The sequence below is a fragment of the Sphingomonas lenta genome, assembly GCF_002288825.1.
GTDB classification, from domain to species: domain Bacteria; phylum Pseudomonadota; class Alphaproteobacteria; order Sphingomonadales; family Sphingomonadaceae; genus Sphingomonas; species Sphingomonas lenta.
Genome location: NZ_NSLI01000004.1, coordinates 557,351 through 582,219, shown reverse-complemented (window position 1 = coordinate 582,219; position 24,869 = coordinate 557,351). Strand labels below are relative to the sequence as shown.

The window sequence follows — 24,869 nt, the reverse complement described above, 5'->3', positions numbered from 1 at the left end:
ATCTGCGCGCCCATGAGCCCCATCACCCCCGAGATCGTCGCCGAGCACGGCCTGTCGCCCGAAGAATATGAGCGCGTGCTGCACGCGCTCGGGCGGGAGCCGAATCTGGTGGAGCTCGGCATCTTCTCGGTGATGTGGTCGGAGCACTGCTCCTACAAGTCGAGCCGCATACACCTGAAGAAGCTGCCGACGACGGGGCCGCAGGTGATCCAGGGACCGGGCGAGAACGCGGGCGTGGTCGACATCGGCGACGGTCAGGCCGTCGTGTTCAAGATGGAGAGCCATAACCACCCCAGCTATATCGAGCCGTACCAGGGCGCGGCGACGGGCGTGGGCGGGATCATGCGCGACGTGTTCACCATGGGCGCCAGGCCCGTCGCTAACATGAACGCGCTCCGGTTCGGGCGGCCGGACCATCCCAAGATGCGCCACCTCATCTCCGGCGTGGTGCGCGGGATTGGCGGCTACGGCAACTGCGTGGGCGTACCGACGGTGGGCGGCGAGGTGAACTTCCACCCCGCTTACGACGGCAACATCCTCGTCAACGCGATGTGCGTGGGCGTTGCGGACCAGGACAAGATCTTCCTCTCGGCCGCGAGCGGCGTGGGCAACCCGATCGTCTATGTCGGCTCCAAAACGGGCCGCGACGGCATCCATGGCGCGACCATGGCGTCCGCCGATTTCGGCGAGGACGCCGACGAGAAGCGCCCCACGGTGCAGGTCGGCGATCCCTTCACGGAGAAGCTGCTGATCGAGGCGTGCCTGGAGCTGATGGCGTCCGACGCGATCGTCGCGATCCAGGACATGGGCGCGGCGGGCCTGACCTCCTCGTCCGTCGAGATGGCTTCGAAGGGCGGTGTAGGCATCGAGCTGGTGATGGACGACGTGCCCCAGCGCGAGGAGGGCATGACGCCCTATGAGATGATGCTGTCGGAGAGCCAGGAGCGCATGCTCATGGTCCTGAAGCCCGGCCGCGAGGCGGAGGCGGAGGCGATCTTCCGGAAATGGGAGCTCGACTTCGCGGTGATCGGGCGCGTTACCGATACGGGCCGCATGGTGCTGCGCTGGCGCGGCGAGACGGTGTGCGACATCCCGCTCGGGCCGCTGGCCGACGACGCCCCGATGTACGACCGCCCGCACGTGCCGACCGAGCCTCCGGCCCCGCTCGCGAGCATCCCCGAATGCGCCGATCCCGCGGCCGACCTCCTCAAGCTGATCGGCTCGCCCGACCTCGCGTCGCGGCGCTGGATTTGGGAGCAGTACGACCACATGGTCGGCGCCGACACCGTCCAACGCCCCGGCGGCGACGCGGCGGTCGTGCGCGTGCACGGGACGAGCAAGGGCCTGGCGATCACCACCGACTGCACGCCGCGCTACTGTTATGCCGACCCGGTGCAGGGCGGGCGGCAGGCGATCGCGGAGACGTGGCGCAACCTGACCGCGGTCGGTGCGAAGCCGCTGGCGGCGACCGACTGCATGAACTTCGCCAACCCGCAGCGGCCGGAGATCATGGGCCAGTTCGTCGGCTGCATCGAGGGCATGGCCGACGCCTGCCGCCAGCTCGACTTCCCCATCGTGAGCGGCAACGTGTCGCTCTACAACGAGAGCAAGGCGACCGGCGGCGGCTCCGCGATCCTGCCCACGCCCGCGATCGGCGGCGTCGGCCTGCTCGACGACTGGGAGCGCTCGGCGACCATCGCTTTCAAGCAGCCGGGCGACGTGATCCTGCTCGTCGGCAACCGCGGCGGGCATTTGGGCCAGTCGCTCTGGCTTCGCGAGGTGCACGGGATCGAAGGCCGCGACGCCGGCCCGCCGCCGCCCGTCGACCTCGCGATTGAGAAGCGCGTCGGCGACCTGATCCGCCACCGCATCAACACCAAGTGCCTCACCGCCGTCCACGACGTGTCGGACGGCGGCGTCGCAGTCGCCCTTGCGGAGATGGCGCTGGCGGGCGGCATCGGCGCGATCATCGACAAGCCGCTGATCCGGCCCGTCCACGAGGCGCTGTTCGCCGAGGACCAAGGTCTCTACGTCGTCACCATCCGCGACACGGCGTTGCTCGATTTCCTCTTCTCGACGGACGCGGCGGGCGTGGACGTGATCCCCATCGGCCGCACCGCGGGCAAGCGCATCATCTTCGAGCTGCCGCAGGGTGACTACGTCGTCACGCTCGACCAGCTGCGCGAGGCGCACGAAGGCTTCTTCCCCAAGCTGATGGGCGCGGATGCCGCCCTCGCCTAAGGGCCGGATGGATTGGCGCGGGCGGCTGGAGACGCGCTCCGCCTGGTGGACGCTGATCGCGGGCGTCGTGATGTTCGTGGCCTCGGCGCTGGCGGTGCCGCTGCTCGGCGGCTTCGGCGTGATCCGGCTGGTGTGGCGCGCGAACGACCGGGATCTGTGGATGGCGGCGTGGGGCGTGATAGGCGCGCTCGCCATGTTCCGCGCCGCCTGGGTCTCGATCGAGGCGCTGGGCCAGCTCTGGTGGCGCAGGCTTCTCGACGCGCTGGCGATCTGGGCGGCGGTGGCCGCGCTATTTCCGGGATGGTGGCTGGCGCGACTCGGGCCCGCCGCTTAGGCGTGGGCGCCATGACCCCGCTGCCCGAAACCGAGGACCAGGCGGCCGCCGAGCTCGCGACGCTCGCCGCCGAGATCGCGCACCACAACCGGCTCTACCACACGGAGGACGCGCCGGAGATCTCGGACGCCGACTACGACGCGCTCGTCCGCCGTAACGGGGCGATCGAGGCCAAGTACCCCCACCTCGTCCGCGAGGACTCGCCTTCCTATCGCGTCGGCGCCGCGCCCGCCGCACACCTCGCCAAGGTGCCGCACGCCCGGCCGATGACGAGCCTCGACAACGCGTTCAGCGACGACGACGTGCGCGAGTTCGTCGCCCGCGTCCGCCGCTTCCTCAAGCTCCCCGACGACGAGCCCGTCGCGCTGACCGCCGAGCCCAAGATCGACGGCCTGTCCTGCTCGCTCCGTTACGAGCGCGGGCGGCTCGTCCAGGCGCTGACCCGCGGCGACGGCGCGGTGGGCGAGGACGTGACGGGGAACGTCCGCACGATCGCCGACATCCCAAACACGCTCAACGGCAATGCGCCAGACGTGTTCGAGGTGCGCGGCGAGGTCTATATGACTAAGCCCGACTTCGCCGACCTCAACGGCCGCCTGCTCGCGGAGGCCGAGGACCCCGCCAAGGCGCGACAGTTCGCCAACCCGCGCAACGCCGCGGCGGGGTCGCTCCGCCAGAAGGACCCGGACGTCACCGCGAGCCGCCCACTCCACTTCCTCGCGCACGGGCTCGGCGAAGCGTCGGATGTGCCCGCGCAGATGCAAGCCGAACTCGTCGAGCGCTGGCGCGCCTGGGGCTTCCCCGTCGACGAGCGCTTCGCGCGCTGCGAGGACGTGGACGCCGCGTTGGAGGTGTACCGCCGCATCGAGGCGATCCGCGCCGACCTCCCCTTCGACATCGACGGCGTCGTCTACAAGGTCGACCGGCTCGACTGGCAGGGGCGCCTCGGCATCGTCGGCCGCGCGCCCCGTTGGGCGATCGCGCACAAATTTCCCGCGCAGCAGGCGCAAACGACGCTCCGGCAGATCGACATCCAGGTCGGGCGCACGGGCAAGCTCACCCCCGTGGCTCGCCTAGAGCCCGTGACGGTGGGTGGCGTCGTCGTCACCAACGCCACGCTCCACAACGCCGACGAGATCGAGCGGCTGGGCGTGCGCCCCGGCGATCGCGTGCTCCTGCAGCGCGCGGGCGACGTGATCCCGCAGATCGTCGAGAACCTCACCCCCGACGAGCCGCGCGACCCGTACGCCTTTCCCGACCACTGTCCCGAGTGCGGTTCGCTCGTCGAGCAGGAGGAGGGCGAGGTCGACCGCCGCTGCTCAGGGGGCCTCATCTGCCCCGCGCAGCGCGTCGAGCGGCTGCGCCACTTCGTCAGCCGCAACGCGATGGACATAGCGGGGCTGGGCGCGAAGCAGATCGAGGACTTCTTCCGCGACGGCCTGATCGGCAGCCCCGCCGACATCTTCCGGCTGACGCGCGACAAGCTCGCGCCGCGCAAGAAGGACGGGCAGGTCTGGGCGACCAAGCTGATCGAGTCGATCGAGGCCCGGCGCGAGCCCGACCCCGTCCGCTTCATGTTCGCGATCGGCATCCGCCATGTGGGCCAGGTCACCGCGCGCGACCTTCTGAAGGCGTTCGGCACCGTGGAACGGCTGGCCGAGGTCGCGACCGCCGCGGTGGACGACCCGGCCGCGCGCGCCGAGATCGAGGCGGTGGAGGGCGTAGGTCCCATCGTCGCCGAGGCGCTCACCGACTTCTTCCGCGAGGAGCACAACCGCGACGCCTGGACCGACCTCCTGAGCGAGGTGCGCCCCCTCCCCTTCGCCGCGAACACGCGCGACTCGGAGGTGTCGGGCAAGACGGTCGTCTTCACCGGCTCGCTGGAGACGGTGTCGCGCGACGAAGCCAAGGCGCAGGCGGAGGCGCTCGGCGCCAAGGTCTCGGGCTCGGTTTCGGCCAAGACCGACCTCGTCGTCGCCGGTCCCGGCGCGGGCTCCAAGCTGAAAAGGGCCGCGGAGCTGGGCGTCCGCGTGGTGGACGAAGCGGAGTGGGCGCGGATCGTAGCCGCCGCGCGGTGATGCCTTTTTGCAACGCCCGACAAAGAGTTTAGCCGGGCGGGAACCTGGCCGCTGGTTGTCATGGAAGCGACATATTAGCAGCGCAGGGGCGCGCTCGGACGGTGCCGAGGAAGTGCGCCGCGTTTGAGCTTACCTGCTCCTAGGGGAATTACATGCGTAACATGCTCTTCGCCGGCGTGGCTGCGGTCGCGCTCATCGCTCCGGCTGCCGTCAGCGCGCAGGAGACCACCGCCCGCATCCGCGGCACGGTCACCGCCAACGACCAGCCGGTCGTCGGCGCCACCGTGGTCGCCACCGACGTCGCGTCGGGCACCCGGTCGCAGACGACCACCGAAGCGGACGGCGGTTTCAACTTCAGCGGCCTGCGCCCCGGCGGCCCCTACACCGTCGAGGTCACCAGCCCCCAGGGCAACACCACCGTCACCGACATCTTCACGGTGGTGCAGCAGGAGTTCCAGCTGCCGATCGACCTGACGGCGTCGGCGACCGGCGCCGCCGACGCGGGCGCGGTCGGCGAGGACATCGTCGTCACCGCCTCGTCCATCGCGGGCGCGGGCACGTCGTCCGACGGCCCGCAGACGGTGCTGACCCAGGCCGACATCCGCGGCGTGGCGTCGGTCAACCGCGACATCCGCGACATCCAGCGCCGCGACCCGTTCGCGTCGCTCGACCTGTCCAACAACGGCGAGCGCGGCGGCGCCGTGTCGTTCGCAGGCGTCAATCCGCGTTTCAACCGCTTCACCATCAACGGCGTGCAGGTGGGCGACACGTTCGGCCTAAACCAGGACGCGAGCCCCACCGGCCGCGGCCCCGTGCCCTATGACGCGCTGGGCCAGGTCTCGGTCTCCATCGCGCCCTACGACATCCGCCAGGGCAACTTCCAGGGCGGCGTGATCGACGCGGTGCTGCTGTCGGGCACCAACGAGTTCCACGGCACCGGCTTCTACTCGCAGTCGCGCGACGAGCTGCAGGGCAAGCGCACCAAGGACGACCGCCTCACCGTCCCGAACTACTTGTCGGAAACCTACGGCGCGACGATCCGTGGGCCCATCATCCCCGACAAGCTGTTCTTCATGGTGTCGGCCGAGCGCAACACCGATCCCCGCCCGTTCGGGACCCAGCTCCAGAACATCCCGCGCCTGACCCAGTCCACGATCGACCAGATCGTCGCAACCGCGACCGGCACCTACAATTTCGATCCGGGCAACATCCTGGTCATCAACAACCGCAAGGACGAGAAGATCGTCGGCCGGCTCGACTGGAACGTCACCGACGGCCAGCGTCTATCGCTGAGCTACATCAACGCGTTCGACACGCTGGACAGCCAAAACAACACGTCCCAGTCGAACGCGACGCCGCAGTACGGCCTCGAGTCGAACGCCTATGCGCTGAGCCAGCTGCTCCGCGCGGGTATCGTCCAGCTCAACTCCGACTGGACGGACAACTTCTCGACCGAGGCGCGCTTCCTGTACCGATCAAGCGAGCGCGGCCAAGAGCCGCTGCGCGGCCGCGGCTTCGCCCAGTTCGGCGTCTGCACGGAGCCGACCTCGGTCAATACGGGCGGCAACAACACGGCGACCAGCTGCGGCACCGCGCCGCGCGTGTTCTTCGGCCCGGACATCAGCCGCCAGACCAATGAGCTGTTCTTCGACACGTGGGGCGGCTCGCTGCTCGCGCGCATCGAGCTCGGCGACCACGAGGTCCGGCTGCTCGGCGAGTACAACGAGAACCGCACGTTCAACAACTTCCTCCAGAACTCGCTGGGCAATTTCTACTTCGATTCGCTCGCCGACTATCAGAACCGGCGCGCGACCCAGCTGACGCTGCGCGTGCCGGTCAACGGACAGCCAAACGGCGCGGCGGCGGATTTCAAGTACGGCCAGTTCACGCTCGGCTTCGAGGACAACTGGCGGATCACCGACAACCTCAACTTCACCTACGGCGTCCGCTACGACCTGTTCGGCATGCGCGACACGCCGACGCTGAACCCGTTCTTCCTCCAGCGCTACGGCTTCGCCAACACGCAGACCTACAAGGGCCTGGACAACTTCCAGCCGCGCATCAGCTTCAACTGGAACTCGCCCTACGGCGTCCGGCTGCGCGGCGGCGTGGGCGTGTTCGGCGGCGGCTCGCCCGACATCTACCTGTCGAACAGCTTCTCGAACACCGTGCTGTCGAACCAGGTGGTCATCACCCGCGGCCTCGCCAACGCCGGCATTCCGGCCGCCGTGGTCTCCGCGGCGCTCGACAACGTCACCGGCCAGATCCCGGCGGCGGTGGCGAACTTCGTGCAGTCGGACACGCGTCAGCTCGCCAACACCATCACGGGGGCGCTCGACCCCGACTTCCGGCTGCCGTCCTCGCTCAAGGCGACGCTGTCGGCCGAGTACGACCTGTTCGGCTTCACCGTGGGCGCGGACTACCTGTACACGGAGAACATCTACTCGGTCATCTTCACCGACCAGCGCGCGGTCCGGACGGGCTTGCGGACCCCGGACGGCCGCCCGCGCTATACCTCGGCCGCGGCCGGGTTCGGCGACCAGAACTACGACATCCTCACCACCAACGCGACGCGGGGCCGTTCGCACATCGGCGTGGTCCGCGTGAACCGCGACTTCGACAACGGCATCAACATCTTCGGCAGCTACACGCTCCAAGACGTGAAGGACGTGTCGAACGCCAGCTCGTCGACGATCAACTCGAACTACGGCAACCAGATTTTCGGCGCCGACCCGGACCTTCCGGCCTATGGCACGTCGAACGACGAGATCACCTGGCAGTTCAAGTATGCCGTCGGGCTCAACCGCGCGTTCTTCGGCGACTATCGCACCATCATTCAGCTGTTCGGCGAAACCCGCGCGGGACGTCGCTACAGCTTCACGATGCGCGACAACACCAACACGCGCTCCTCGGTGTTCGGCACGATCCTGAACCAGTCGCAGCACCTGCTGTACGTGCCGACCGGCATCGACGACGCGCGCGTCAGCTATGACAGCACGGCGACGCGAGACTCGCTGGAGAGCTTGATCCAGAACACCAGCCTGAAGGACTATCGCGGTCGCGTCGCGGGCAAGAACATCGCCCGCAGCCGCGCCTTCACCCGCATCGACCTCCACGTCGAGCAGGAAGTGCCGACCGGCATCGGCGACTCCAAGGTGTCGCTGTTCGCCGACATCGAGAACCTGCCCAACCTGATCGACAAGGATTGGGGCGGCCTGCGCCAGCTCGGCTTCCCGCAGTCGGCGTCGGTGGTGAACGTGCAGTGCTTGCAGGCCCCGGTCGCGACCGGCACCGCCCCGACGGCGGCGCAGACCACGGCGAACACGTCGCAGCCTTGCGCCCAGTACCGCTACTCGACCTTCACCACGCCTAACGAAGCCGTGCCCCAGCTCGACCGTTCGGTGTACCTGATCCGCGTGGGCGCGCGCTTCTCCTTCTAAGCGCGCTTCCCCAGCGATCACGGCCAGGCCGTCGCCCTATCGGGGCGGCGGCCTTCGTCGTTTCGGGGCGGGAGCCTTTCGCGGGCGCGCCGGCCTGCCTATAAGCCCGCCGCAGGATGGCGACCCTTCTCTCCCCGACCGCCCAGCCGAGCCGAGCCGCCGCGCTCAACGTCCGCCCCTTCTTCGAGGACAAGGCCCGCGCCTTTTGGACGCTCCAGGCGGCGGGCTGGACGGGCTATCTCCTGCTGCGCGGCGTGGCGTCGATGGGCAACGGCGTGCAGCTCGACGTGCTCGTGCCCGTGGTGATCGAGTCCATCGTCGGCTACTGCATCACGCTGCTGCTCTCGACGCTGTACGGCTATTGCCGCCGCCTGCCGCGCGTGTGGGGCGTGCTGCTCTCGATCCTGACGCTGCTCGGCGCGACCCTGCTCTACGCGACGCTGACCGCCTTCGCCTTCTCGTTCATCAACGCGCCGGAGCCGGGGCTGAGCCTGGGGCCCGTGGTGGGCTACCTGTTCCTCAACTTCGTGGTGCTCGCCGGCTGGTCGGCGCTCTATTTCGCGATCAACTTCTACCTGATCGTCGAGGACCAGATCGACGAGCTGCGCCTGCTCGAGATGCAGGCGAGTTCCGCGCAGCTCGCCATGCTGCGCTACCAACTCAACCCGCACTTCCTGTTCAACACGCTGAACTCGATCTCGACGCTGGTGCTGCTGAAGCAGACGGAACGCGCCAACGCGATGCTGTCGCGCCTGTCCTCGTTCCTCCGCTACACGCTGGCGAACGAGCCCACCGCGCACGTCACCGTGGCCCAAGAAGTGGAGACGCTGAAGCTCTATCTCGAGATCGAGAAGATGCGCTTCGAGGAGCGGCTACGGCCCGAGTTCGAGATCGACGCCCGCATCGAGCGCGCCCGGCTCCCCTCGCTGCTCCTTCAGCCGCTCGTCGAGAACGCGATCAAATATGCGGTGACGCCGCAGGAAGAGGGTGCCGAGATCCGCGTCTCCGCGCAACTCGCCGGGGATCGGGTGCGGATCGCCGTATCCGACACCGGACCCGGCTTGCAGGACGGCGGCAATCGGCAGAGCCTTGCCGTGCACGCCCCGTCGACCCAAGTGGGGCTCGCCAACATCAGGGAGCGACTGGCCCAGGCTTACGGGCCGAACCACCGTTTCGAGACACGATCCGCGCCCGCCGGCGGCTTCTCGGTCGAGATCGAGATCCCGTTCCAGCTGGAGGACGTGAACAGAGAGGCCGCATGACCATCCGTACCATCCTAGTCGACGACGAGCCGCTCGCGATCCAGGGGCTGGAGCTCCGCCTGATGAGCCACCCCGACGTCGAGATCGTCGATAAATGCCAGAACGGGCGCGAGGCGATCCGTTCCATCAAGACGCATAAGCCCGACCTGGTGTTCTTGGACATCCAGATGCCCGGCTTCGACGGCTTCTCCGTCGTTCAGGGCCTGATGGAGGTCGAACCGCCCTTGTTCGTCTTCGTCACCGCCTATTCCGACCACGCGCTCCGCGCCTTCGAGGCGCAGGCCGTCGATTACCTCATGAAGCCGGTGGAGGAGGCCCGTCTGGCGGACACGCTCGACCGCGTGCGCAGCCGCATCGCGCAGAAGCGCGGCGCGGAAGAGACGGAGAAGCTGAAGGAGGTGCTCGCCGAGGTCGCTCCCGACGCGGCCGAAGGCATGGCGACCGGCGACGCCGAGCCCTCGGCCGGGCGCTTCGAGAAGCTCATCAACATCAAGGATCGCGGCCAGATCTTCCGCGTGGACGTCGACACGATCGAGCGCATCGATGCCGCCGGCGATTACATGTGCATCTACACCGGCGACAACACGCTGATCCTGCGCGAGACGATGAAGGACCTGGAGAAGCGCCTCGACCCGCGCCGTTTCCAGCGCGTCCACCGCTCGACCATCGTCAATCTCGACCTCGTCAAGCAGGTGAAGCCGCACACCAACGGCGAGTGCTTCCTGGTGCTGGGGTCGGGCGCGCAGGTGAAGGTGTCGCGCTCCTATCGCGACGTGGTGGCGCGCTTCGTCCATTGACGCCATTTCGGGGCTAAACATCGACGCGCGGACCAGCTAGCCTCCCCGCAAACGGAGAGGTCGCGTAAACGCATGAAAATACTAGCTTTCACAGCGCCGCTGCTCGTGCTCGCCGCGGCGCCCGCCTTCGCAGAGACGCCGCGCGAGATGCTGACGCATGCGTCGTTCCAGGACCGTGACAAGGCGGCGGCGCTCAGGCGCGTGGTGCAGGCGCACGGGCTCGCGACCGCCGCGCTCGCCCGCAACCCCAACGACCGCGAGGCGGCGCTGATGCAGGCTACCGCGCTCGGCTATCGCGCCAAGCTGACGGGCAGCCGCGGCGACGCCGTGGCCGCGCGCCGGGCGATGGAGCGGCTCGTCTCCGCGCATCCCCGCGATCCCGAACGCCACCTCCTGCTCGGCGCGTGGCACATGGGCGCGGTGCACCGACTTGGCCGCATCATGGGCCGCGCGGTGCTGGGCGCGAGCAAGCCCGTCGGCCTGTCGGCGCTCGACCGTGCTGTGGCGCTGGGCGGCGACCGGGCGCTATTCTCCGGGCTTGCGGCGCTGCTGCGTCTGCAGCAGGATCCCAAGGACGCCGGGGCCCGCGCGCTCGCCGAGGCCGCCGCGCGCGGCTCGGCGCCGACCGGGCTCGATCGCCACCTGCAGGCGGCGGCCCGCGCCGTGCTGGTGCCGCTGCGCGCCGGCGACGCCGCAGCGATCAAGCGTGTGGCCGCCCGCCACTTGCCGCTCGGCTGGGTCGAGGAGCGTTAAAGTCCGGAACGCGCTCGGTTTTCCATCACAGGATTACCCCGCGTCCGACTAGCCCGGCACCTTTCCCGACCGGATGCGTTAGCCTGCGTTACTGGAAGGAGAAGGCATGTCGGATCGCATCGTCGCGGTCGGGTTGCTGACCGCGCGGGACCTGGAGATGCTGGGCACCGGCTTTCGCCGGGCGTTCCCGATCGATCCGGACGCGCAGTTCGACGACCTGCTCGCCGCCATCGACCGCGCGGTCGAGCGCGGCGACACGGAGGGCGCGATCAGGGCGGCCTCCGGCCGGCACGACCGCGCCTGACGCCGCGCCGGTGGACCGGCGCGGTCAGTCGTCGAAGGCGGGCGACGAGCCGGCGTTGACCGTCAGCTGGACGTTGAGCGCGTGATCCATCTGCGCCCGCGCTCCGCCGCGCGCGAAGCGGTACTGGTTCAGGTAGCCGATATCGGCGCTCACCGTCCTGCCTAGCGGCAGCGTCAGGCCGGCGATGTTCCGCATCCGCTCGAACCCGCGCCGCTGACCCCAGACGGTGCCGTTCGGAAGGTAGAAGCTCTCATGGCTGGCGAACACGGCCCAGCCCTTGGACGCCAGCCTGTGGTTGTAGCGGACGAGCGGGCGTATGCGGAAACCGATCTCGTCGCCTCGCGGGTGGAAACGCTCGTCGACGCGGAAGCGGGTGGCGACCGGGCCGAAGGTCGCGACGACCTGCTGGCGCAGCCGGTCCTCGTTCGCGGCGGCGTTGCCGTTGTGTGCGCCGACTTTGCGATAACCGAAGCCGAGCTCGACCGCAGGCGACACGCGATAGCCGAGGATGCCGCCGAACTCGGTCTGGTACAGTCCGTCCGGACGGTCGCCCAGCCTCGCGATCTGCTCCAGCGTCAGGCGCACCCGCGGGGCGACCGGCACGTTGGTGTTGACCTGCAGCCAGAGCTGCTCGTCCTGCTGCTGCGCAAGCGCGGGCGTCGCCGCGAGAGCGAGCGGCAGCGCGAGCGCGACGCGGCAAAAGGAGTAGGTGGACACGTGGCGGGTCCTACTGCGGCGACGCGGGCGTGTCATGCGCGCATGGTCCGGCGCGTTGGCCGGACAATGCGCCTCTGCTAGAGGGCCGCGTCATGCTCACCCTCGACGCCGTCACCGTCCGCCTCGGCGGGCGCACCATTCTCGATCGCGCCTCCGCCAGCCTGCCGCCGGGATCGCGCGTCGGGCTGATCGGGCGCAACGGGGCGGGCAAATCGACGCTGGTGCGCGTGATCGCGGGACAGCTCGACCCCGACGAGGGCTCGGCCGAGATGCCGCGGGGTGCGCGCATCGGCTACATCGCGCAGGAGGCGCCGCACGGGACCGCGACGCCGTTCGAGACGGTGCTCGCCGCCGATGCCGAGCGCGCAAGCCTGATGCTCCAAAGCGAGACCGAGCAGGATCCCGACAAGCTCGGCGACATCTATGAGCGGCTGATCGCGATCGACGCTTATACCGCCCCGGCGCGTGCGGCGGAGATCCTGGTGGGCTTGGGCTTCGACGAGGAGATGCAGGGCCGTCCGCTCGACAGCTTCTCCGGCGGCTGGAAGATGCGCGTGGCGTTGGCCGCCCTTCTCTTCTCGCAACCCGACCTGCTGCTCCTCGACGAGCCGTCCAACCACCTGGACCTCGAGGCGGTGATGTGGCTGGAGGAGTTTCTGCGCGGCTACAAGGCGACGATCGTCGTCGTCAGCCACGAGCGCGACTTCCTCAACAACGTCGTCGACCACATTTTGCACCTCCAGGCCGGCAAGACGACGCTCTACCCCGGCGGCTACGACGCGTTCGAGCGGCAGCGCGCCGAGCGCATGGCGCAGATCGCCGCCGCCAAGGCCAACCAGGACGCGCAGCGCGCCAAGCTGCAGGATTACGTCGCGCGCAACTCCGCCCGTGCGTCCACCGCCAAGCAGGCGCAGAGCCGCCTCAAGCTGCTGGCCAAGATGCAGCCTATCGCCGAGCTGGCGAACGACCCGTCTCTGTCCTTCGGCTTCCCTAACCCGTCCGAGCTCCGGCCGCCGCTGATCACGCTCGACATGGCGGCGGTGGGGTATGACGAGACGCCGATCCTCAAGCGCCTCAATCTGCGGCTCGACCCCGACGACCGGATCGCGCTCTTAGGGCGGAACGGCAACGGCAAGACGACGCTGGCGCGCCTGCTCGCCGCGCAGCTCGCCCCGATGGAGGGCGGGATGACGTCTTCGGGCAAGATGAAGGTCGGCTACTTCACCCAGTACCAAGTCGAGGAACTGGATGCCGAGGACACGCCGCTCGAGCACATGACGCGCACCATGCGCGGGAGCACGCCCGCCGCGGTGCGCGCGCAGCTCGGGCGGTTCGGCTTCTCAGGCGACAAAGCAACGACCAAAGTCGGCAAGCTGTCGGGCGGCGAGCGGGCGCGGCTGGCGCTGGCGCTCATTACGCGCGACGCGCCGCACCTCCTGATCCTGGACGAGCCGACCAACCATCTCGACGTCGACGCGCGCGAGGCGCTGGTGCAGGCGTTGAACGACTACACCGGCGCGGTGGTGCTGGTCAGCCACGACCGGCACATGCTGGAGCTGACGGCGGACCGGCTGGTGCTGGTCGACGACGGCACCGCGCGCGAGTTCCACGGGTCCCTGGACGACTACATCGCGCTGGTGCTGCGCGGTGACGGGAGCAAGGCCGGAAGCGGTCCCGGATCCAAATCGGACCGGAAGAAAGACAAGCGCGCCGTCGCCGAAGCACGCGAGCGGGACAAGCAGCTCCGCCAATCGGTGCGCAACGCGGAGGCCGAGGTGACCCGGCTCACCGCCGAGCGCAGCGCGATCGACCGCGCGACGTTCGACCCGGCCGGGGCCGAGCCACGCTTCGCGAAGCTGACCATGAGCGAGCTTATGCGGCGGCGATCCGACGTCCAGGCGAAGCTGGACGCGGCGGAGGCGCGCTGGATGGAGGCGAGCGAAGCGCTGGAAGCGGCTTAGGACGGGTGGGCTTCGACCTCGTCCTCGCTCGGACCGCCCTCGGTCGGAGCCGGGTTCTCGACCCAGGCCTCGACGGGGCCGGTCAGCTTGAGGGTAAGCGGGCGGCCGTGGCGGTCGACCTTCTTGCCGAGCGCGACGCGGATCCAGCCCTCGGAGATGCAATACTCCTCGACGTCACGGCGCTCCTGGCCTTTGAAGCGGATGCCGATGCCGCGGCGGAGCAGCTCCTCGTCGAAATAGGGGCTGTTCGGGTCGGTCGAGAGGCGGTCGGGCATGGTGTCGGTCATCGCCACGCCCCTGCCATGAAAAGAACGGCGCGGGAAGCCTCAGCCCCCGCGCCGTCCGGATGCTTAGTCGCAGACCCGGTAGCGGATGCGACGGCCGGTCCAGGGATCCCGGTCGCGCACCGTATAGCAGCGCTGGCCCCAGCCGCCGCCCCAACCGTTGTTCCAGCCGAAGCGCGGGTCGTGGAAGCGCGGATCATAGCCGAAGCGCGGGTCGTAACCGAACCGTGGGTCGTAGCCGAAGCGCGGGTCGTAGCCGCCGCGCCAACCGCGCCGGAAGCGGCGGTCGTCCCAGCGGTCGCGGTTGGCCGACGCGATCGCCGCGCCCACGCCCAGCCCGACGATGCCGCCGATGATCGCGCCGGTGGCGACGTCGCCGCCGCGGTCGCGATGACGCCGCCAGCGCTGCGCATCGGCCGGCGCCGCCGCGGTGAGCGCCGTCGCCGCCAGCGTCGCGCCCAGCACCGCCTTCTTCACCAATCCAGTCATATGAAACCCTCCACCCAATAACGCGCGGTCGAAAGGAACCGTGACGGGCCTATTACCGGGCCCGGGCTGAACGGCGGCGTAACGGGTCGTTAATCAACGGCAGATGCGCACGGGCACCATGTCTCCCCAATAGGGGTCGAACTGCCAGCTGGTGAAGCAGCGCGGGCCGAAACGTCCGCGGAAACCCCAACCGCCCCAACCGGGTCCGACGAAGCGCGGATCGTGCCAACCGGGCCCCACCCAGCCCGGACCGCCCCAACCCGGACCTCCCCAGCCGAACCCGACGCCCGGGCCCGCCCAGCCGCGCCCGCGCCAGCCCGGACCGACCCAGCGGCCGCGACGGCCGTCGGCGATGGCCGCACCGACGCCCAGACCCACCAGCCCGCCGATCACCGCGCCGGCGGCGACGTCGCCGCCCCGGTCCCGCCCGCGCCAGCGGCGCTGCGCCTCGGCGGGCGCGGCGGTGGTAAACACGGTCGCCGCCAGCACCGCGGCCGCCAGCGGCTTCTTCCAAAAGCGTCCCGTCATGCTACTCCTCCTGAACAGGCCGCGGCGGAGCGCCGCGACGCGGCCGATATAGCATGGAAGCGGCCGTTCCGGCCCAAGCGAGTGACGATCCGGAGCATAGGAATGGCCTATTGGCTGCTGAAATCGGAACCGGAGAGCTATGGCTGGGCCGACCTGGTCCGGGACGGCGGGACCGAGTGGGACGGCGTGCGCAACGCGGCCGCGGCGGGGCATCTGCGGGCGATGCGCGAGGGCGACCTGGCGCTCGTCTATCATAGCGGCGCGGACAAGGCGGCGGTCGGCGTGGCGCGGATCGCCCGCGAGGCGCGGAAGGACGGCGAAGAGGGGAACTGGGTGTCGGTCGCGGTCGAGCCGGTCGAGGCCCTGCCCCGCCCCGTGACGCTGGCGGCGATGAAGGCGGATGCGCGGCTTGGCGGTATGGCGATGATCCGGCAGTCGCGGCTGTCGGTGTCGCCGGTGAGCGACGCGGAGTGGGCGGCCATCCGCGAGCTGGCCGGATGACCAGCCCTATGCTCCTGTTCGTCTACAACGCCGACGAGGGTCTGTTCGCGGCGCTCGGCGATGCGGTGCACAAGGCGGTGTCGCCGGACACCTACCCCTGCTCGCTCTGCGCGGTGAGCTACGGGGCGGTCCGGATGCGGCCCGAGTGGCGGGCGCACCTACGATCGCTGCCGTACGCGACGCGGTTCTTTCACCGGCAGGATTTCCGGCGGGCTTATCCGGAGCTCGACGTCGAGCTACCCGCGATCCTGCTAGACCAGGGCAGCGGTCCCCGCGTGCTGGTGGACGCGGGGACCTTGAACGGTGTCGGCGATGTCAAAGAGCTGATCGACACCCTCTCCCGTTCGCTTCGAGCCTAGTCGAGAAGCGGGCGGCGGTGCGCGCGCTTCCGTCTCTCGACTGGGCTCGAGACGAACGGAGGTGGCGTGATCGTTATGCGGCCTCCTTCTGACGGCTCGCGCGCTTGCGCTCGTGGGGGTCGAGGTGGCGCTTGCGGAGGCGGATCGACTTGGGCGTCACCTCCACCATCTCGTCGTCGTCGATGTAGGCGATCGCCTGCTCCAGCGTCATCTTCTTGGGCGGCGTGAGGCGGATGGCGTCGTCCTTGCCGCCCGAAGCGCGGAAGTTGGTGAGCTGCTTCGACTTCATCGGATTGACTTCGAGGTCGTCGGTCTTGGCGTTCTCGCCGACGATGATGCCCTCGTAGAGCGGATCGCCGGGCGCGACGAACAGGATGCCGCGCTCCTCCAGGGCGTTCAGCGCGTAGGCGTTCGCCTCGCCGTTGCCGTTGGAGATAAGCACGCCGTTCTTCCGGCCCTCGATCTGGCCCTTGTAGGGCCCGTACTTCTCGAACAGCCGGTTCATAATGCCGGTGCCGCGCGTGTCGGACAGGAACTCGCCGTGATAGCCGATGAGGCCGCGGCTGGGCGCGGAGAAGGTGATGCGCGTCTTGCCGCCGCCCGAGGGCCGCATATCGACCATCTCGGCCTTGCGCTGGTTCATCTTGTCGACGACGGTGCCGGAGAACTCCTCGTCAACGTCGATAACGACGGTCTCGTACGGCTCCTCGCGGCCCGCGTCGCCGTCGCGGAACAGCACGCGCGGGCGGCTGATGCCGAGCTCGAAGCCCTCGCGGCGCATCGTTTCGATGAGCACGCCGAGCTGGAGCTCGCCGCGGCCCGCCACCTCAAAGCTGTCCTTGTCGGCCGACTCCGTCACGCGAATCGCGACGTTGCTCTCGGCTTCGCGAAATAGCCGGTCGCGGATCATGCGGCTGGTGACCTTGCTGCCCTCGCGGCCCGCCATGGGGCTGTCGTTGACGGCGAAGCGCATGGAGAGCGTGGGCGGGTCGATCGGCTGCGCGGTGATCGGCTCGGAGACGGAGGTGTCGGCGATGGTGTTCGCCACCGTCGCGACCGTGAGGCCGGCGAGGCTGATGATGTCGCCGGCGCGCGCCTCCTCGACGGGCACGCGCTCCAGCCCGCGGAAGGACATGATCTTGGTCGCGCGGCCGGTCTCGATGACGTTGCCGTCGCCGTCGAGCGCGTGGATCGGCTGGTTGAGCTTGATCGTGCCGCTGTCGACGCGGCCCGTGAGGATGCGGCCGAGGAAGTTGTCGCGGTCGAGCAGCGTGACGAGAAACTTGAACTCGGCGTCCGGGTCGACGTTCGGCGCGGGCACGTGGCCGACGATCTTCTCGAACAGCGGCTCCAGCGTGCCCTCGCGCGCGTCGGCGTCGTCGGATGCGTAGCCGTTGCGGCCCGACGCGTAGAGCACGGGGAAGTCGAGCTGCTCGTCGGTCGCTTCCAGGCTGACGAACAAGTCGAACACCTCGTCCAGCACTTCCTGCACGCGCGCGTCGGAGCGGTCGATCTTGTTGACGACGACGATGGGGCGGAGGCCGAGCGCGAGCGCCTTGCCGGTGACGAACTTGGTCTGCGGCATCGCGCCTTCCGACGAGTCCACCAGCAGGATCACGCCGTCGACCATCGACAGGATGCGCTCCACCTCGCCGCCGAAGTCGGCGTGGCCGGGCGTGTCGACGATGTTGATGCGCGTACCCTTCCAGTCGACGCTCGTGCACTTGGCGAGGATGGTGATGCCGCGCTCCTTCTCGAGGTCGTTCGAGTCCATCGCGCGCTCCTCGACGCGCTGGTTGTCGCGAAAGGTGCCCGATTGGCGGAAGAGCTGGTCCACGAGCGTGGTCTTGCCGTGGTCGACGTGGGCGATGATCGCCACGTTGCGGAGGTTCATGTCGATGTCCTGGGAAGAAAGATCGGCGCGCGCATAGCCGAGGCGTGCGAAAAGCGGAAGGGCGCGGGCGGAAGTACAATAAAGTACACGCCAAGAACGCCGGGCCACGAACGTCGGCGGCGTGGCCGGACAAGTTGACGGCGGTTGAGGCGTGAAACCTTCCCGGGCCGACCGCGCCCGGGGAGCGCCGGCGAGGCGTCCGCGACGCGATACCGGCGCGACACCGGCGCGACACCGGCGCGACACCGGCGCCGCACGTCCGCGCCATTGGCGCGACGGGATCGCACGCCGACGCGACCAGGGCGATGAGAGGGTGGCGGACGAATCGGACGGGCGTCGAACAGCTTGGACCACGGCCGCGCCTTGTAGGACAGCGGTCTCGTGCCGCGGATCGGTCGAACCCATGATGGTGCGGGCGACGCGACCGAAAGGTAGGACCTTATGTCCCATCCCCGCCGGGGCGGAAACCGAGTAGGGCTTCGCGATGCCGAAAAACGACTTGGCCTTGACCGACAAAGCCGCGTTCGCCTGGATCCTGCGCTGCGGGTGGAAGGGCCTGTGCCCGCGATGCGGCGAGGGGCGGATGTTCCGGTCGTGGCTGACGGTGACCGACCGCTGCCCGAGCTGCGCGCTCGACTACCGCTTCGCCGCGCCCGACGACGGGCCCGCCTTCTTCTCGCTGTGCATCATCGCCCTGCCGCTGATCGCGATCGTGGTCTGGATCCAGGTCGCGTTTGACCCGCCCGCCTGGGTGCACTTCGTCACGTCCTTGCCGCTGATGGTGCTCGGCACCGTGCTGCCGCTGCGCCCGATCAAGGGCTGGCTCGTCGCGTCACAGTACGTGAACCGCGCGCAGGAGGCGGGCACGCAGGGGTTGTGGTCGCGGCTGCACGGGACGGAGGCGGGAAGGAGCGACTTCGACTAGCGAGCGGCCAGCTGCATCGAGCGACTCGATCGCGATTGCCCCGCCATCAAGTCACCTCCAAAATGGACGTTTTGGCCGTTGCTCTCCGCCCCACTGCGTCGAACGGTGAGGCGGGGGAGAAAAGATATGCAAGTCGCTACGCTCGCTGTGCAGCACCTGTTTGAGCAGAACGTGCTCTACCGCGTGCCGCTTTATCAACGCCCTTACGTTTGGAACGAGGACGGCCAGTGGCGACCGATGTGGGACGACATCAGCCGCCTGGCCGACCAAGTTATGGCAGGCGAGAAACCCCGCGCGCATTTTCTCGGTGCGACGGTGCAGGGCAAGGAGATTGTCGCGCCCGGACAGATGGAGTCGCGTCTGCTCATCGACGGGCAGCAACGGATGACCACGCTCCAGCTTCTCTTAAGAGCATTCCACGATTTGGTCGCGGTCGCGGGTCTAACGGATTATGCCTCTGCCCTGGCCATGCTGTATCGCAACAGCCACGCGTTGAATACGAAGCTGCACCAGTCGTTCAAGGTTTACCCGACCAACGCTGACCGTGCCGACTTCCACATTGTGATGACGAGCGAGTCTCGGGCCGCGTTGCTAAAAGCCTGCGGCGCAAAACCGGGAATGGCGACCGGCCGTACGATCATCGATGGCTACCTGTTCTTCGCGCGGGAGATCGAGGCGTGGCTGGGCCCGGACGACGCGGAGATGAAGGCGCGCGCGGCGGCCTTGTACGGGGCGGTGCGCGACGAAGTTCGGCTGGTGGTTATCGACGTCGACGAGAAAGACGACGCGCAACTTATCTTTGAGACGCTCAACGCGCGTGGCACTCCTCTGCTCGCCGCCGACCTTGTCAAGAACGCCTTACTCAGTGCTGTGGAGCGCGCCGGATCGAATGTTGAGCAGGCATACGAAACCTATTGGGCACCCTTCGACAATGATTCGTACTTTTGGCGCGGCCAGACCGGGCGCGGCCACGCGCGACGTGCCCGCATCGAGCAGTTTCTGCAGTTCGCATTAACGATTATGTCGCGCCGCGAAGTCGCGGCTGGCCATCTATACGCTGCGTACCGCGACTTCGCGGCCCGACCCGACGCGCCAACTGCGCCGGCGCAGATGGAGCGGCTCCGGCGCTACGGTGACATCTACAGACGCCTGGTCGAAGGGCATCACCCGCCGCGCGTCCAGCTGTTCCTGCGCCGCCTTGCCGTGATGGATTTTGAGTCAAGCTATCCATTTCTGATCAAGCTGTTTGATCTGCTCGACGATAACGGCGAAGCACTCGAACGGGTGCTGGTCGATCTCGAGTCGTTTCTCGTGCGGCGCATGGTCGCGCGCCTTGATACGCGCGGGTACAACAAGCTGTTTGCGGACCTGCTCTTCGCGCTGGACGTCGAACCTGATGCAGCGCCGGACGCAGTGCGCGAACGACTGCAGTCCGGCGAAGCGGAGGTAGATCGCTGGCCCGACGATCAAGAGTTCCGACGGGGCTGGAGCGATAATCCTCTTTATGAGAACCTGACCCGCCCGCGTCTGCGTCTTTTGCTGGAGGCGATGGAGGCAGCGTTGCAGCAGGGCGGTTACGCCGAAGTCGACGGCGTACCTTCTAGCCTCACCATCGAGCATGTACTCCCTCGAAGCTGGCAAGAACACTGGTCGCTGCCGTCCGGCGTCGATCCCATCGAAGCGGAGGAGCGGCGAAATCGAGCGCTCCACACGATCGGCAATCTTACGCTGCTCAAAGGCGCGCTCAACGCGATGCAGTCTAACCGTCCGTGGATCGGCGGAGATGCGCCGGGTAAACGCGATGGATTGGCGGCTCATACGGTGCTTCACCTCAACAAGAAGCTCCTCGAGCAGGAACGTTGGGATGAGGAGGCCATCGCCGTGAGAGCAGGAGAGCTGTTCCTTCTGGCTCGTCAGACCTGGCCACGTCCCACGGTCTGATCGACGCACGACTGAGGTTCCGCTTCCCCCTTCGAAATGCGCGTTGCCGCCCGAAGTGAACGATGCCCCGCGCCTGCGCGTTCGCGCGTGTACGAAAGGTTGGTGACGGTGCACGGGCCCGAAGGACTGGAGGTCGAGCTCAAGCTGGAGGCGGACGCGGACGGGCTGGACGCGCTCGCCGCGGCGCTGGAGGCGCGGGGCGTGCGGTTCGCGACGCGGGCGCTCCATGCGCGCTACTTCGACACGCCTGAAGGGGAGCTGCGGCGCGCCGGGTTGTCGTTGCGCATCAGGCGGTCGGGCGACGTGCGCGTGCAGACGTTGAAGGCGGAGGGGGCGGCGCTGGGCGCGTTGCTCGCACGACCCGAGTGGGAGCGGGCGGTGGAGGATGACACGCCGGTGCTCGACGATGCGCCGGAGGCGATGCGCGGGGCGTTGCCGAACGGGGCGGTGCACGCGCTCGCACCCGCCTTCTCGGTCGAAGTGGAGCGGCGCGTCGGCGCGGTGCTGGACGAGGCGGGCGGGATCGAGGTGGTGATCGACCGCGGCGTCGTGCGCGGGGACAGGCGCGAGGCTCCGGTGGCCGAGATCGAGCTGGAGCTGACGGACGGGACGCCCGCGGCGTTGTTCGCGCTGGCGCGGATGCTGGCGGACGCCGCGCCGGTGCGGCTGGGGATGCTGACCAAGGCGGAGCGCGGCTATCGGTTGCTCGATCGGGCGGCGGACAAGCCGGTGAAGGGCGCTCAGGCGGCGATCGCGCCGGACGCGGGCACGGGCGAGGCGTTCGCCGCCATCGCCGGCGCGTGCCTCAGGCAGTTCCGGTTGAACGAGGACCTGCTGCTGCGGGCGCAAGACCCGGACGCGCTGCACCAGGCGCGCGTGGCGCTCAGGCGCCTACGGTCGGCCTTGTCGATCTTCCGGCGCGTAGTTGCGGACAACCGGTTCGAGCACCTGCGCGGCGAACTGCGCTGGCTAGCGGCGACGCTGGGCGAGGCGCGCGACCTGGACGTGCTCCTCGCGCGGACGGGGCGGCGGGACGCGCTGGGCGAGGCGCGGGCGGCGGCGTACGCGCGCGTTGCGGAAGCGCTCGGGTCGGTCAGGGCGCGGACGCTGATGCTCGATCTGGCGGAATGGCTCGCGGTCGGCGCGTGGCGCACCGCGCCCGCCGATGCGGCGGCGGTGGCGCGGCCGGCGCGGGACTTCGCGGAGGAGACGCTCGACCGGTTGCGACGGCGACTCAAGAAGCGGGGTAAAGACCTGCGCCACGTCGACGACGAGACGCGCCACGAGGTCAGGATCGACGCCAAGAAGCTGCGCTACGCCGCCGAGTTCTTCGCGGGGCTGTTCCCGGGCGACAAGCGCAAACGGCGCGCCCGGCGGTTCATCGGCGCGATGCAGGACCTCCAGGCGCATCTGGGCGACCTGAACGACATCGCCACCGCGCCCGTGGTGCTGGCGCGGTTGGGCGTGGCGGTCGAGCCCGCGCCGGCCCACGATCGTGAACGCCTGATCGACGCGGCGGCGGAGGCGTATGACGCGCTGATGGGGCGCAAGCGCTTCTGGCGGTGACCTTTCGATAGTAGGATGGGCTTATCGCATTGGCGATGAACGATAACCGGCGCTGACGCGTTCGCCCCCGATGCCCGACCTCGCCGACATCTTCAAATGGCCGCCCGACCCGTACATCCTGTTCCTGACGGGGGCGGGGTTCCTGATCGCGCTGGTCGCGTGGTTGCCGCTGGCGCTGAAGAAGCTGCCGCTATCGCTGCCGATCGTGTGCATCGGCATCGGCGTAGGCCTGTTCGCGACGGGCGAGATGCCGGTGAACCCCCTGCCCTGGAACCACCAAGTCTTCGTGGAGAAGTTCACGGAGTTCGTGGTGCTCGTGGCGTTGATGGGCGCGGGGCTGAAGATCGACCGGCGCTTCTCCTGGCGCAAATGGGGCATCACCTGGCGGCTGCTGGGGCCGACGATGCTGCTCACGATCGCGGCGATCACCTGGGCGGGCGTGGCGCTGCTCGGGCTGCCGCTGCCGCTCGCGATCCTGCTCGGCGGCGCGTTGGCGCCCACCGACCCGGTGCTGGCGTCGGACGTGCAGGTGGGGCCGCCGAAGACGGGCGAAGAGGACGAGGTCCGCTTCGGCCTGACGTCGGAGGCGGGGCTGAACGACGGGCTCGCCTTCCCGTTCGTGAACCTCGCGGTGCTGCTGGCGGCGTTCTACACGGAGGGGAAGCCCTGGGTCGCCGAGTTCGTGCTGCATTCGGTGCTGTGGGAGATCGGCGCGGCGGTGGCGCTGGGCTACTTGGTGGGCCGCGCGTTCGGGTGGGTGACGTTCCACATCCCCGCCGAGACCAAGCTAGCGCAGACGGGCGACGGCGTGATCGCGGTGGCGGCGACGCTGATCTCGTACGGGCTGTGCGAGACGGCGCAGAGCTACGGCTTCCTGGGCGTGTTCGTGACGGCGATGAGCATTCGCGCGTCGCACCGCTCCCACGAGTTCCATCGCGAGATGCACGATTTCACGGAGCAGATCGAGCGGATCACGACCATGGTGGGCCTGCTGCTGTTCGGCGGCGCGCTGGTGTCGGGGCTGCTGGTGCCGTTGACGCTCGCCGATTGGGTAGTCGCGATCCTGGTGCTGCTGGTGATCAGGCCGGTGGCCGGGCTGATCGGGCTGGCGAGCTTCCGCGCGGACTGGCGGGAGAAGCTGACCTTGTCCTTCTTCGGCATCCGCGGCGTGGGCTCGTTCTACTACATCGCCTATGGGCTCAACCACATGGCGGTGGAAGGGCGCGAGCGGTTGTGGGCAATCGTCGGGCTGATCGTGCTCCTGTCCATCCTGATGCACGGGCTGACGGTGACGCCCGTGATGCGCTGGATCGACCGGAGCCAGGGCCGCGATCCGGACGCGGACGAGGAGGCGGCGGACGACGAGAAGGAGGACACGTCCGCGCAGCCTCAGGCGGCCTGACCGGTCGGAACGATCTCCACGAGTATGTCGCCCTCCTCCAGCCGCTTCGCCTCGGGCGTCCAGAAGCCGTAGGACCGATCGCCGCGGTGCACGCGCAGACCCAGGCCGGGCGTCACGTCGTGGAGCGCGTGGCCGACCTCGTTCGGCAGCACGGGGCGCTGGTGGAGGCGCACCTCGCCCTCGCAGGCGGCCAGGTCGGCGACATAGTCGGCGATGTGCTCGCCATAGGTGGAGCCGGCGAGGAGCAGGCCGGCGAAGCTCGCGGGGTTGATGACGGTGCCCGCCCCCGCCTGGCGCGCGATCGCCTCGTTGTCGTAGGACTTCACCACGACGCTGATCGGCACGCGCGGGGCTAGGCGGCGGGTGGTGAGCACGACCAGGATGGAGGTGTCGTCGCGGCCGGTGCAGACGACCACCGCCTTGGCGCGATCAACGTGCGCGGCCTGCAGCACCACGTCGCGCGTGCCGTCGCCCTCGACGACGTTGGCGCCGCACGCCTCCGCCTCCGCGAGCGCGGACGCCATGCAGTCGACCACGACGATCCCGCGCGGGTCGGTGCCGCGGCGGACGAGCTCGCCCACCGCCTCCGACCCGCTCTTGCCGTGGCCGACCACGACGACGTGGTCGTTGAGCGTCCGTTCGATCATCCGCATCTTCCACCTGTCCCACACGCGCGTGATGAGGAAGCTGTACGCCGACCCTAGGAAGATGAGCCAGATGAACAGCCGGATGGGCGTGACCACGAACGTGTCGAACAGCCGCGCCTGGTCGGTGACGGGGGTGATGTCGCCATAACCCACCGTGGTGACGGTGATCGCGGTGAAGTAGATCACGTCGATGAAGCTGATCTCGCCGTCCACATTGTCGCGCAGGCCCTCGCGGTCGAACCAGTGACCGCCCAAGGCGATGCCGACGAGCAGCAGCACGAGCGCGATGCGCAACAGCAGCGAGATCCAGGCGGGCGTGCGGCTGCGCCGCCGCAGCGTCCAGACGCGTTCCCTGCGCGGTGTCGGATCAATGGTTCCCGCCATCCGTCGCGCCGAACGCGCTTTCCGCCGCCCGCGTTCCGGAGCGCGATTGCCTATCCGTTAAC

The 24,869-nt window shown here is 68.8% G+C and carries 21 protein-coding genes; 15 read left to right on the top strand and 6 right to left on the bottom strand.

The window, feature by feature from the left end:
* Nucleotides 1–12 precede the first annotated feature (12 nt).
* From purL to CKY28_RS14915, 8 genes are all read left to right on the top strand, one after another.
* Complete coding sequence (gene purL, locus CKY28_RS14950; RefSeq protein ID WP_095999138.1) at nucleotides 13–2,241, top strand: phosphoribosylformylglycinamidine synthase subunit PurL; 2,229 nt, start codon at nucleotides 13–15, stop codon at nucleotides 2,239–2,241.
* The gene (locus CKY28_RS14945; protein WP_141243953.1) at nucleotides 2,225–2,575 is read left to right on the top strand and encodes a hypothetical protein; all 351 of its coding nucleotides are present in this window, start codon (nucleotides 2,225–2,227) and stop codon (nucleotides 2,573–2,575) included. The genes purL and CKY28_RS14945 overlap by 17 nt, the downstream gene beginning before the upstream one ends.
* A gap of 11 nt (nucleotides 2,576–2,586) precedes the next feature.
* Complete coding sequence (gene ligA / locus CKY28_RS14940; RefSeq protein WP_095999267.1) at nucleotides 2,587–4,653, top strand: NAD-dependent DNA ligase LigA; 2,067 nt, start codon at nucleotides 2,587–2,589, stop codon at nucleotides 4,651–4,653.
* 152 nt (nucleotides 4,654–4,805) lie between these two features.
* Nucleotides 4,806–8,093, top strand: a complete 3,288-nt coding sequence (locus CKY28_RS14935) for a TonB-dependent receptor (RefSeq protein WP_095999136.1) — start codon at nucleotides 4,806–4,808, stop codon at nucleotides 8,091–8,093.
* A 116-nt stretch (nucleotides 8,094–8,209) separates the two neighbouring features.
* Nucleotides 8,210–9,355, top strand: a complete 1,146-nt coding sequence (locus tag CKY28_RS14930; RefSeq protein WP_095999135.1) for a sensor histidine kinase — start codon at nucleotides 8,210–8,212, stop codon at nucleotides 9,353–9,355.
* Nucleotides 9,352–10,152 carry a LytR/AlgR family response regulator transcription factor gene (locus CKY28_RS14925; protein WP_095999134.1) on the top strand — a complete coding sequence of 267 codons (801 nt, stop codon included), beginning with the start codon at nucleotides 9,352–9,354 and terminating at the stop codon, nucleotides 10,150–10,152. The genes CKY28_RS14930 and CKY28_RS14925 overlap by 4 nt, the downstream gene beginning before the upstream one ends.
* 72 nt (nucleotides 10,153–10,224) lie before the next feature.
* Complete coding sequence (locus tag CKY28_RS14920) at nucleotides 10,225–10,905, top strand: tetratricopeptide repeat protein (protein ID WP_095999133.1); 681 nt, start codon at nucleotides 10,225–10,227, stop codon at nucleotides 10,903–10,905.
* Nucleotides 10,906–11,011: 106 nt separating this feature from the next.
* Nucleotides 11,012–11,209, top strand: coding sequence for a hypothetical protein (locus CKY28_RS14915; protein WP_095999132.1), 198 nt, complete (start codon nucleotides 11,012–11,014; stop codon nucleotides 11,207–11,209).
* A gap of 24 nt (nucleotides 11,210–11,233) precedes the next feature.
* Here CKY28_RS14915 and CKY28_RS14910 read toward each other — a convergent pair whose 3' ends face one another.
* Nucleotides 11,234–11,926, bottom strand: a complete 693-nt coding sequence (locus tag CKY28_RS14910; protein ID WP_245841861.1) for a DUF2490 domain-containing protein — start codon at nucleotides 11,924–11,926, stop codon at nucleotides 11,234–11,236.
* A 92-nt stretch (nucleotides 11,927–12,018) separates the two neighbouring features.
* Between CKY28_RS14910 and CKY28_RS14905 the strand changes: the two genes are divergently transcribed.
* The gene (locus CKY28_RS14905) at nucleotides 12,019–13,887 is read left to right on the top strand and encodes an ABC-F family ATP-binding cassette domain-containing protein (RefSeq protein ID WP_095999130.1); all 1,869 of its coding nucleotides are present in this window, start codon (nucleotides 12,019–12,021) and stop codon (nucleotides 13,885–13,887) included.
* Here the strand turns inward: CKY28_RS14905 and CKY28_RS14900 are convergent.
* From CKY28_RS14900 to CKY28_RS18795, 3 genes are all read right to left on the bottom strand, one after another.
* A complete protein-coding gene (locus CKY28_RS14900) occupies nucleotides 13,884–14,174 on the bottom strand; it encodes a DUF3297 family protein (RefSeq protein ID WP_095999266.1) in 291 nt (96 codons plus the stop codon). The two genes, CKY28_RS14905 and CKY28_RS14900, sit on opposite strands and share 4 nt — an antisense overlap.
* 63 nt (nucleotides 14,175–14,237) lie before the next feature.
* Nucleotides 14,238–14,660, bottom strand: coding sequence for a hypothetical protein (locus tag CKY28_RS14895; RefSeq protein WP_176473114.1), 423 nt, complete (start codon nucleotides 14,658–14,660; stop codon nucleotides 14,238–14,240).
* Nucleotides 14,661–14,753: 93 nt separating this feature from the next.
* Nucleotides 14,754–15,188 carry a hypothetical protein gene (locus CKY28_RS18795; protein ID WP_095999128.1) on the bottom strand — a complete coding sequence of 145 codons (435 nt, stop codon included), beginning with the start codon at nucleotides 15,186–15,188 and terminating at the stop codon, nucleotides 14,754–14,756.
* A gap of 102 nt (nucleotides 15,189–15,290) precedes the next feature.
* On the opposite strand from CKY28_RS18795, the gene CKY28_RS14885 reads away from it, so the two are divergent.
* Together CKY28_RS14885 and CKY28_RS14880 are read left to right on the top strand one after the other, a co-directional pair.
* Entirely contained in the window at nucleotides 15,291–15,689 is a 399-nt protein-coding gene (locus tag CKY28_RS14885) for an EVE domain-containing protein (RefSeq protein ID WP_095999127.1), read from the top strand.
* The gene (locus tag CKY28_RS14880; protein ID WP_245841860.1) at nucleotides 15,686–16,048 is read left to right on the top strand and encodes a hypothetical protein; all 363 of its coding nucleotides are present in this window, start codon (nucleotides 15,686–15,688) and stop codon (nucleotides 16,046–16,048) included. Before CKY28_RS14885 ends, CKY28_RS14880 begins: the two co-directional genes overlap by 4 nt.
* Nucleotides 16,049–16,121: 73 nt before the next feature.
* Here the strand turns inward: CKY28_RS14880 and typA are convergent, their stop codons facing one another.
* Nucleotides 16,122–17,942 carry a translational GTPase TypA gene (gene typA, locus CKY28_RS14875; protein ID WP_095999125.1) on the bottom strand — a complete coding sequence of 607 codons (1,821 nt, stop codon included), beginning with the start codon at nucleotides 17,940–17,942 and terminating at the stop codon, nucleotides 16,122–16,124.
* A gap of 484 nt (nucleotides 17,943–18,426) precedes the next feature.
* Here typA and CKY28_RS14870 point away from each other — a divergent pair, with 484 nt between their 5' ends.
* From CKY28_RS14870 to CKY28_RS14855, 4 genes are all read left to right on the top strand, one after another.
* Nucleotides 18,427–18,867 carry a DUF983 domain-containing protein gene (locus CKY28_RS14870; protein ID WP_095999124.1) on the top strand — a complete coding sequence of 147 codons (441 nt, stop codon included), beginning with the start codon at nucleotides 18,427–18,429 and terminating at the stop codon, nucleotides 18,865–18,867.
* A gap of 126 nt (nucleotides 18,868–18,993) precedes the next feature.
* The gene (locus CKY28_RS14865; RefSeq protein WP_095999123.1) at nucleotides 18,994–20,808 is read left to right on the top strand and encodes a DUF262 domain-containing protein; all 1,815 of its coding nucleotides are present in this window, start codon (nucleotides 18,994–18,996) and stop codon (nucleotides 20,806–20,808) included.
* A gap of 87 nt (nucleotides 20,809–20,895) precedes the next feature.
* A complete protein-coding gene (locus CKY28_RS14860; RefSeq protein WP_245841859.1) occupies nucleotides 20,896–22,374 on the top strand; it encodes a CYTH and CHAD domain-containing protein in 1,479 nt (492 codons plus the stop codon).
* A 70-nt stretch (nucleotides 22,375–22,444) separates the two neighbouring features.
* A complete protein-coding gene (locus CKY28_RS14855; RefSeq protein ID WP_095999121.1) occupies nucleotides 22,445–23,776 on the top strand; it encodes a cation:proton antiporter in 1,332 nt (443 codons plus the stop codon).
* On the opposite strand, the gene CKY28_RS14850 is transcribed toward CKY28_RS14855, so the two are convergent.
* On the bottom strand, nucleotides 23,764–24,807 hold the full coding sequence (locus CKY28_RS14850; RefSeq protein WP_095999120.1) for a potassium channel family protein: 1,044 nt from the start codon (nucleotides 24,805–24,807) through the stop codon (nucleotides 23,764–23,766). The genes CKY28_RS14855 and CKY28_RS14850 overlap by 13 nt on opposite strands.
* Between the last annotated feature and the right edge of the window lie 62 nt (nucleotides 24,808–24,869).

Bases quoted from the DNA above. Each gene is read 5' to 3' on its own strand.
- purL (WP_095999138.1), top strand. From the start codon at position 13: ATGAGCCCCATCACCCCCGAGATCGTCGCCGAGCACGGCCTGTCGCCC.
- CKY28_RS14945 (WP_141243953.1), top strand. From the start codon at position 2,225: ATGCCGCCCTCGCCTAAGGGCCGGATGGATTGGCGCGGGCGGCTGGAG.
- ligA (WP_095999267.1), top strand. From the start codon at position 2,587: ATGACCCCGCTGCCCGAAACCGAGGACCAGGCGGCCGCCGAGCTCGCG.
- CKY28_RS14935 (WP_095999136.1), top strand. From the start codon at position 4,806: ATGCGTAACATGCTCTTCGCCGGCGTGGCTGCGGTCGCGCTCATCGCT.
- CKY28_RS14930 (WP_095999135.1), top strand. From the start codon at position 8,210: ATGGCGACCCTTCTCTCCCCGACCGCCCAGCCGAGCCGAGCCGCCGCG.
- CKY28_RS14925 (WP_095999134.1), top strand. From the start codon at position 9,352: ATGACCATCCGTACCATCCTAGTCGACGACGAGCCGCTCGCGATCCAG.
- CKY28_RS14920 (WP_095999133.1), top strand. From the start codon at position 10,225: ATGAAAATACTAGCTTTCACAGCGCCGCTGCTCGTGCTCGCCGCGGCG.
- CKY28_RS14915 (WP_095999132.1), top strand. From the start codon at position 11,012: ATGTCGGATCGCATCGTCGCGGTCGGGTTGCTGACCGCGCGGGACCTG.
- CKY28_RS14905 (WP_095999130.1), top strand. From the start codon at position 12,019: ATGCTCACCCTCGACGCCGTCACCGTCCGCCTCGGCGGGCGCACCATT.
- CKY28_RS14900 (WP_095999266.1), bottom strand. From the start codon at position 14,174: ATGACCGACACCATGCCCGACCGCCTCTCGACCGACCCGAACAGCCCC.
- CKY28_RS14895 (WP_176473114.1), bottom strand. From the start codon at position 14,660: ATGACTGGATTGGTGAAGAAGGCGGTGCTGGGCGCGACGCTGGCGGCG.
- CKY28_RS18795 (WP_095999128.1), bottom strand. From the start codon at position 15,188: ATGACGGGACGCTTTTGGAAGAAGCCGCTGGCGGCCGCGGTGCTGGCG.
- CKY28_RS14885 (WP_095999127.1), top strand. From the start codon at position 15,291: ATGGCCTATTGGCTGCTGAAATCGGAACCGGAGAGCTATGGCTGGGCC.
- CKY28_RS14880 (WP_245841860.1), top strand. From the start codon at position 15,686: ATGACCAGCCCTATGCTCCTGTTCGTCTACAACGCCGACGAGGGTCTG.
- typA (WP_095999125.1), bottom strand. From the start codon at position 17,942: ATGAACCTCCGCAACGTGGCGATCATCGCCCACGTCGACCACGGCAAG.
- CKY28_RS14870 (WP_095999124.1), top strand. From the start codon at position 18,427: ATGCCGAAAAACGACTTGGCCTTGACCGACAAAGCCGCGTTCGCCTGG.
- CKY28_RS14865 (WP_095999123.1), top strand. From the start codon at position 18,994: ATGCAAGTCGCTACGCTCGCTGTGCAGCACCTGTTTGAGCAGAACGTG.
- CKY28_RS14855 (WP_095999121.1), top strand. From the start codon at position 22,445: ATGCCCGACCTCGCCGACATCTTCAAATGGCCGCCCGACCCGTACATC.
- CKY28_RS14850 (WP_095999120.1), bottom strand. From the start codon at position 24,807: ATGGCGGGAACCATTGATCCGACACCGCGCAGGGAACGCGTCTGGACG.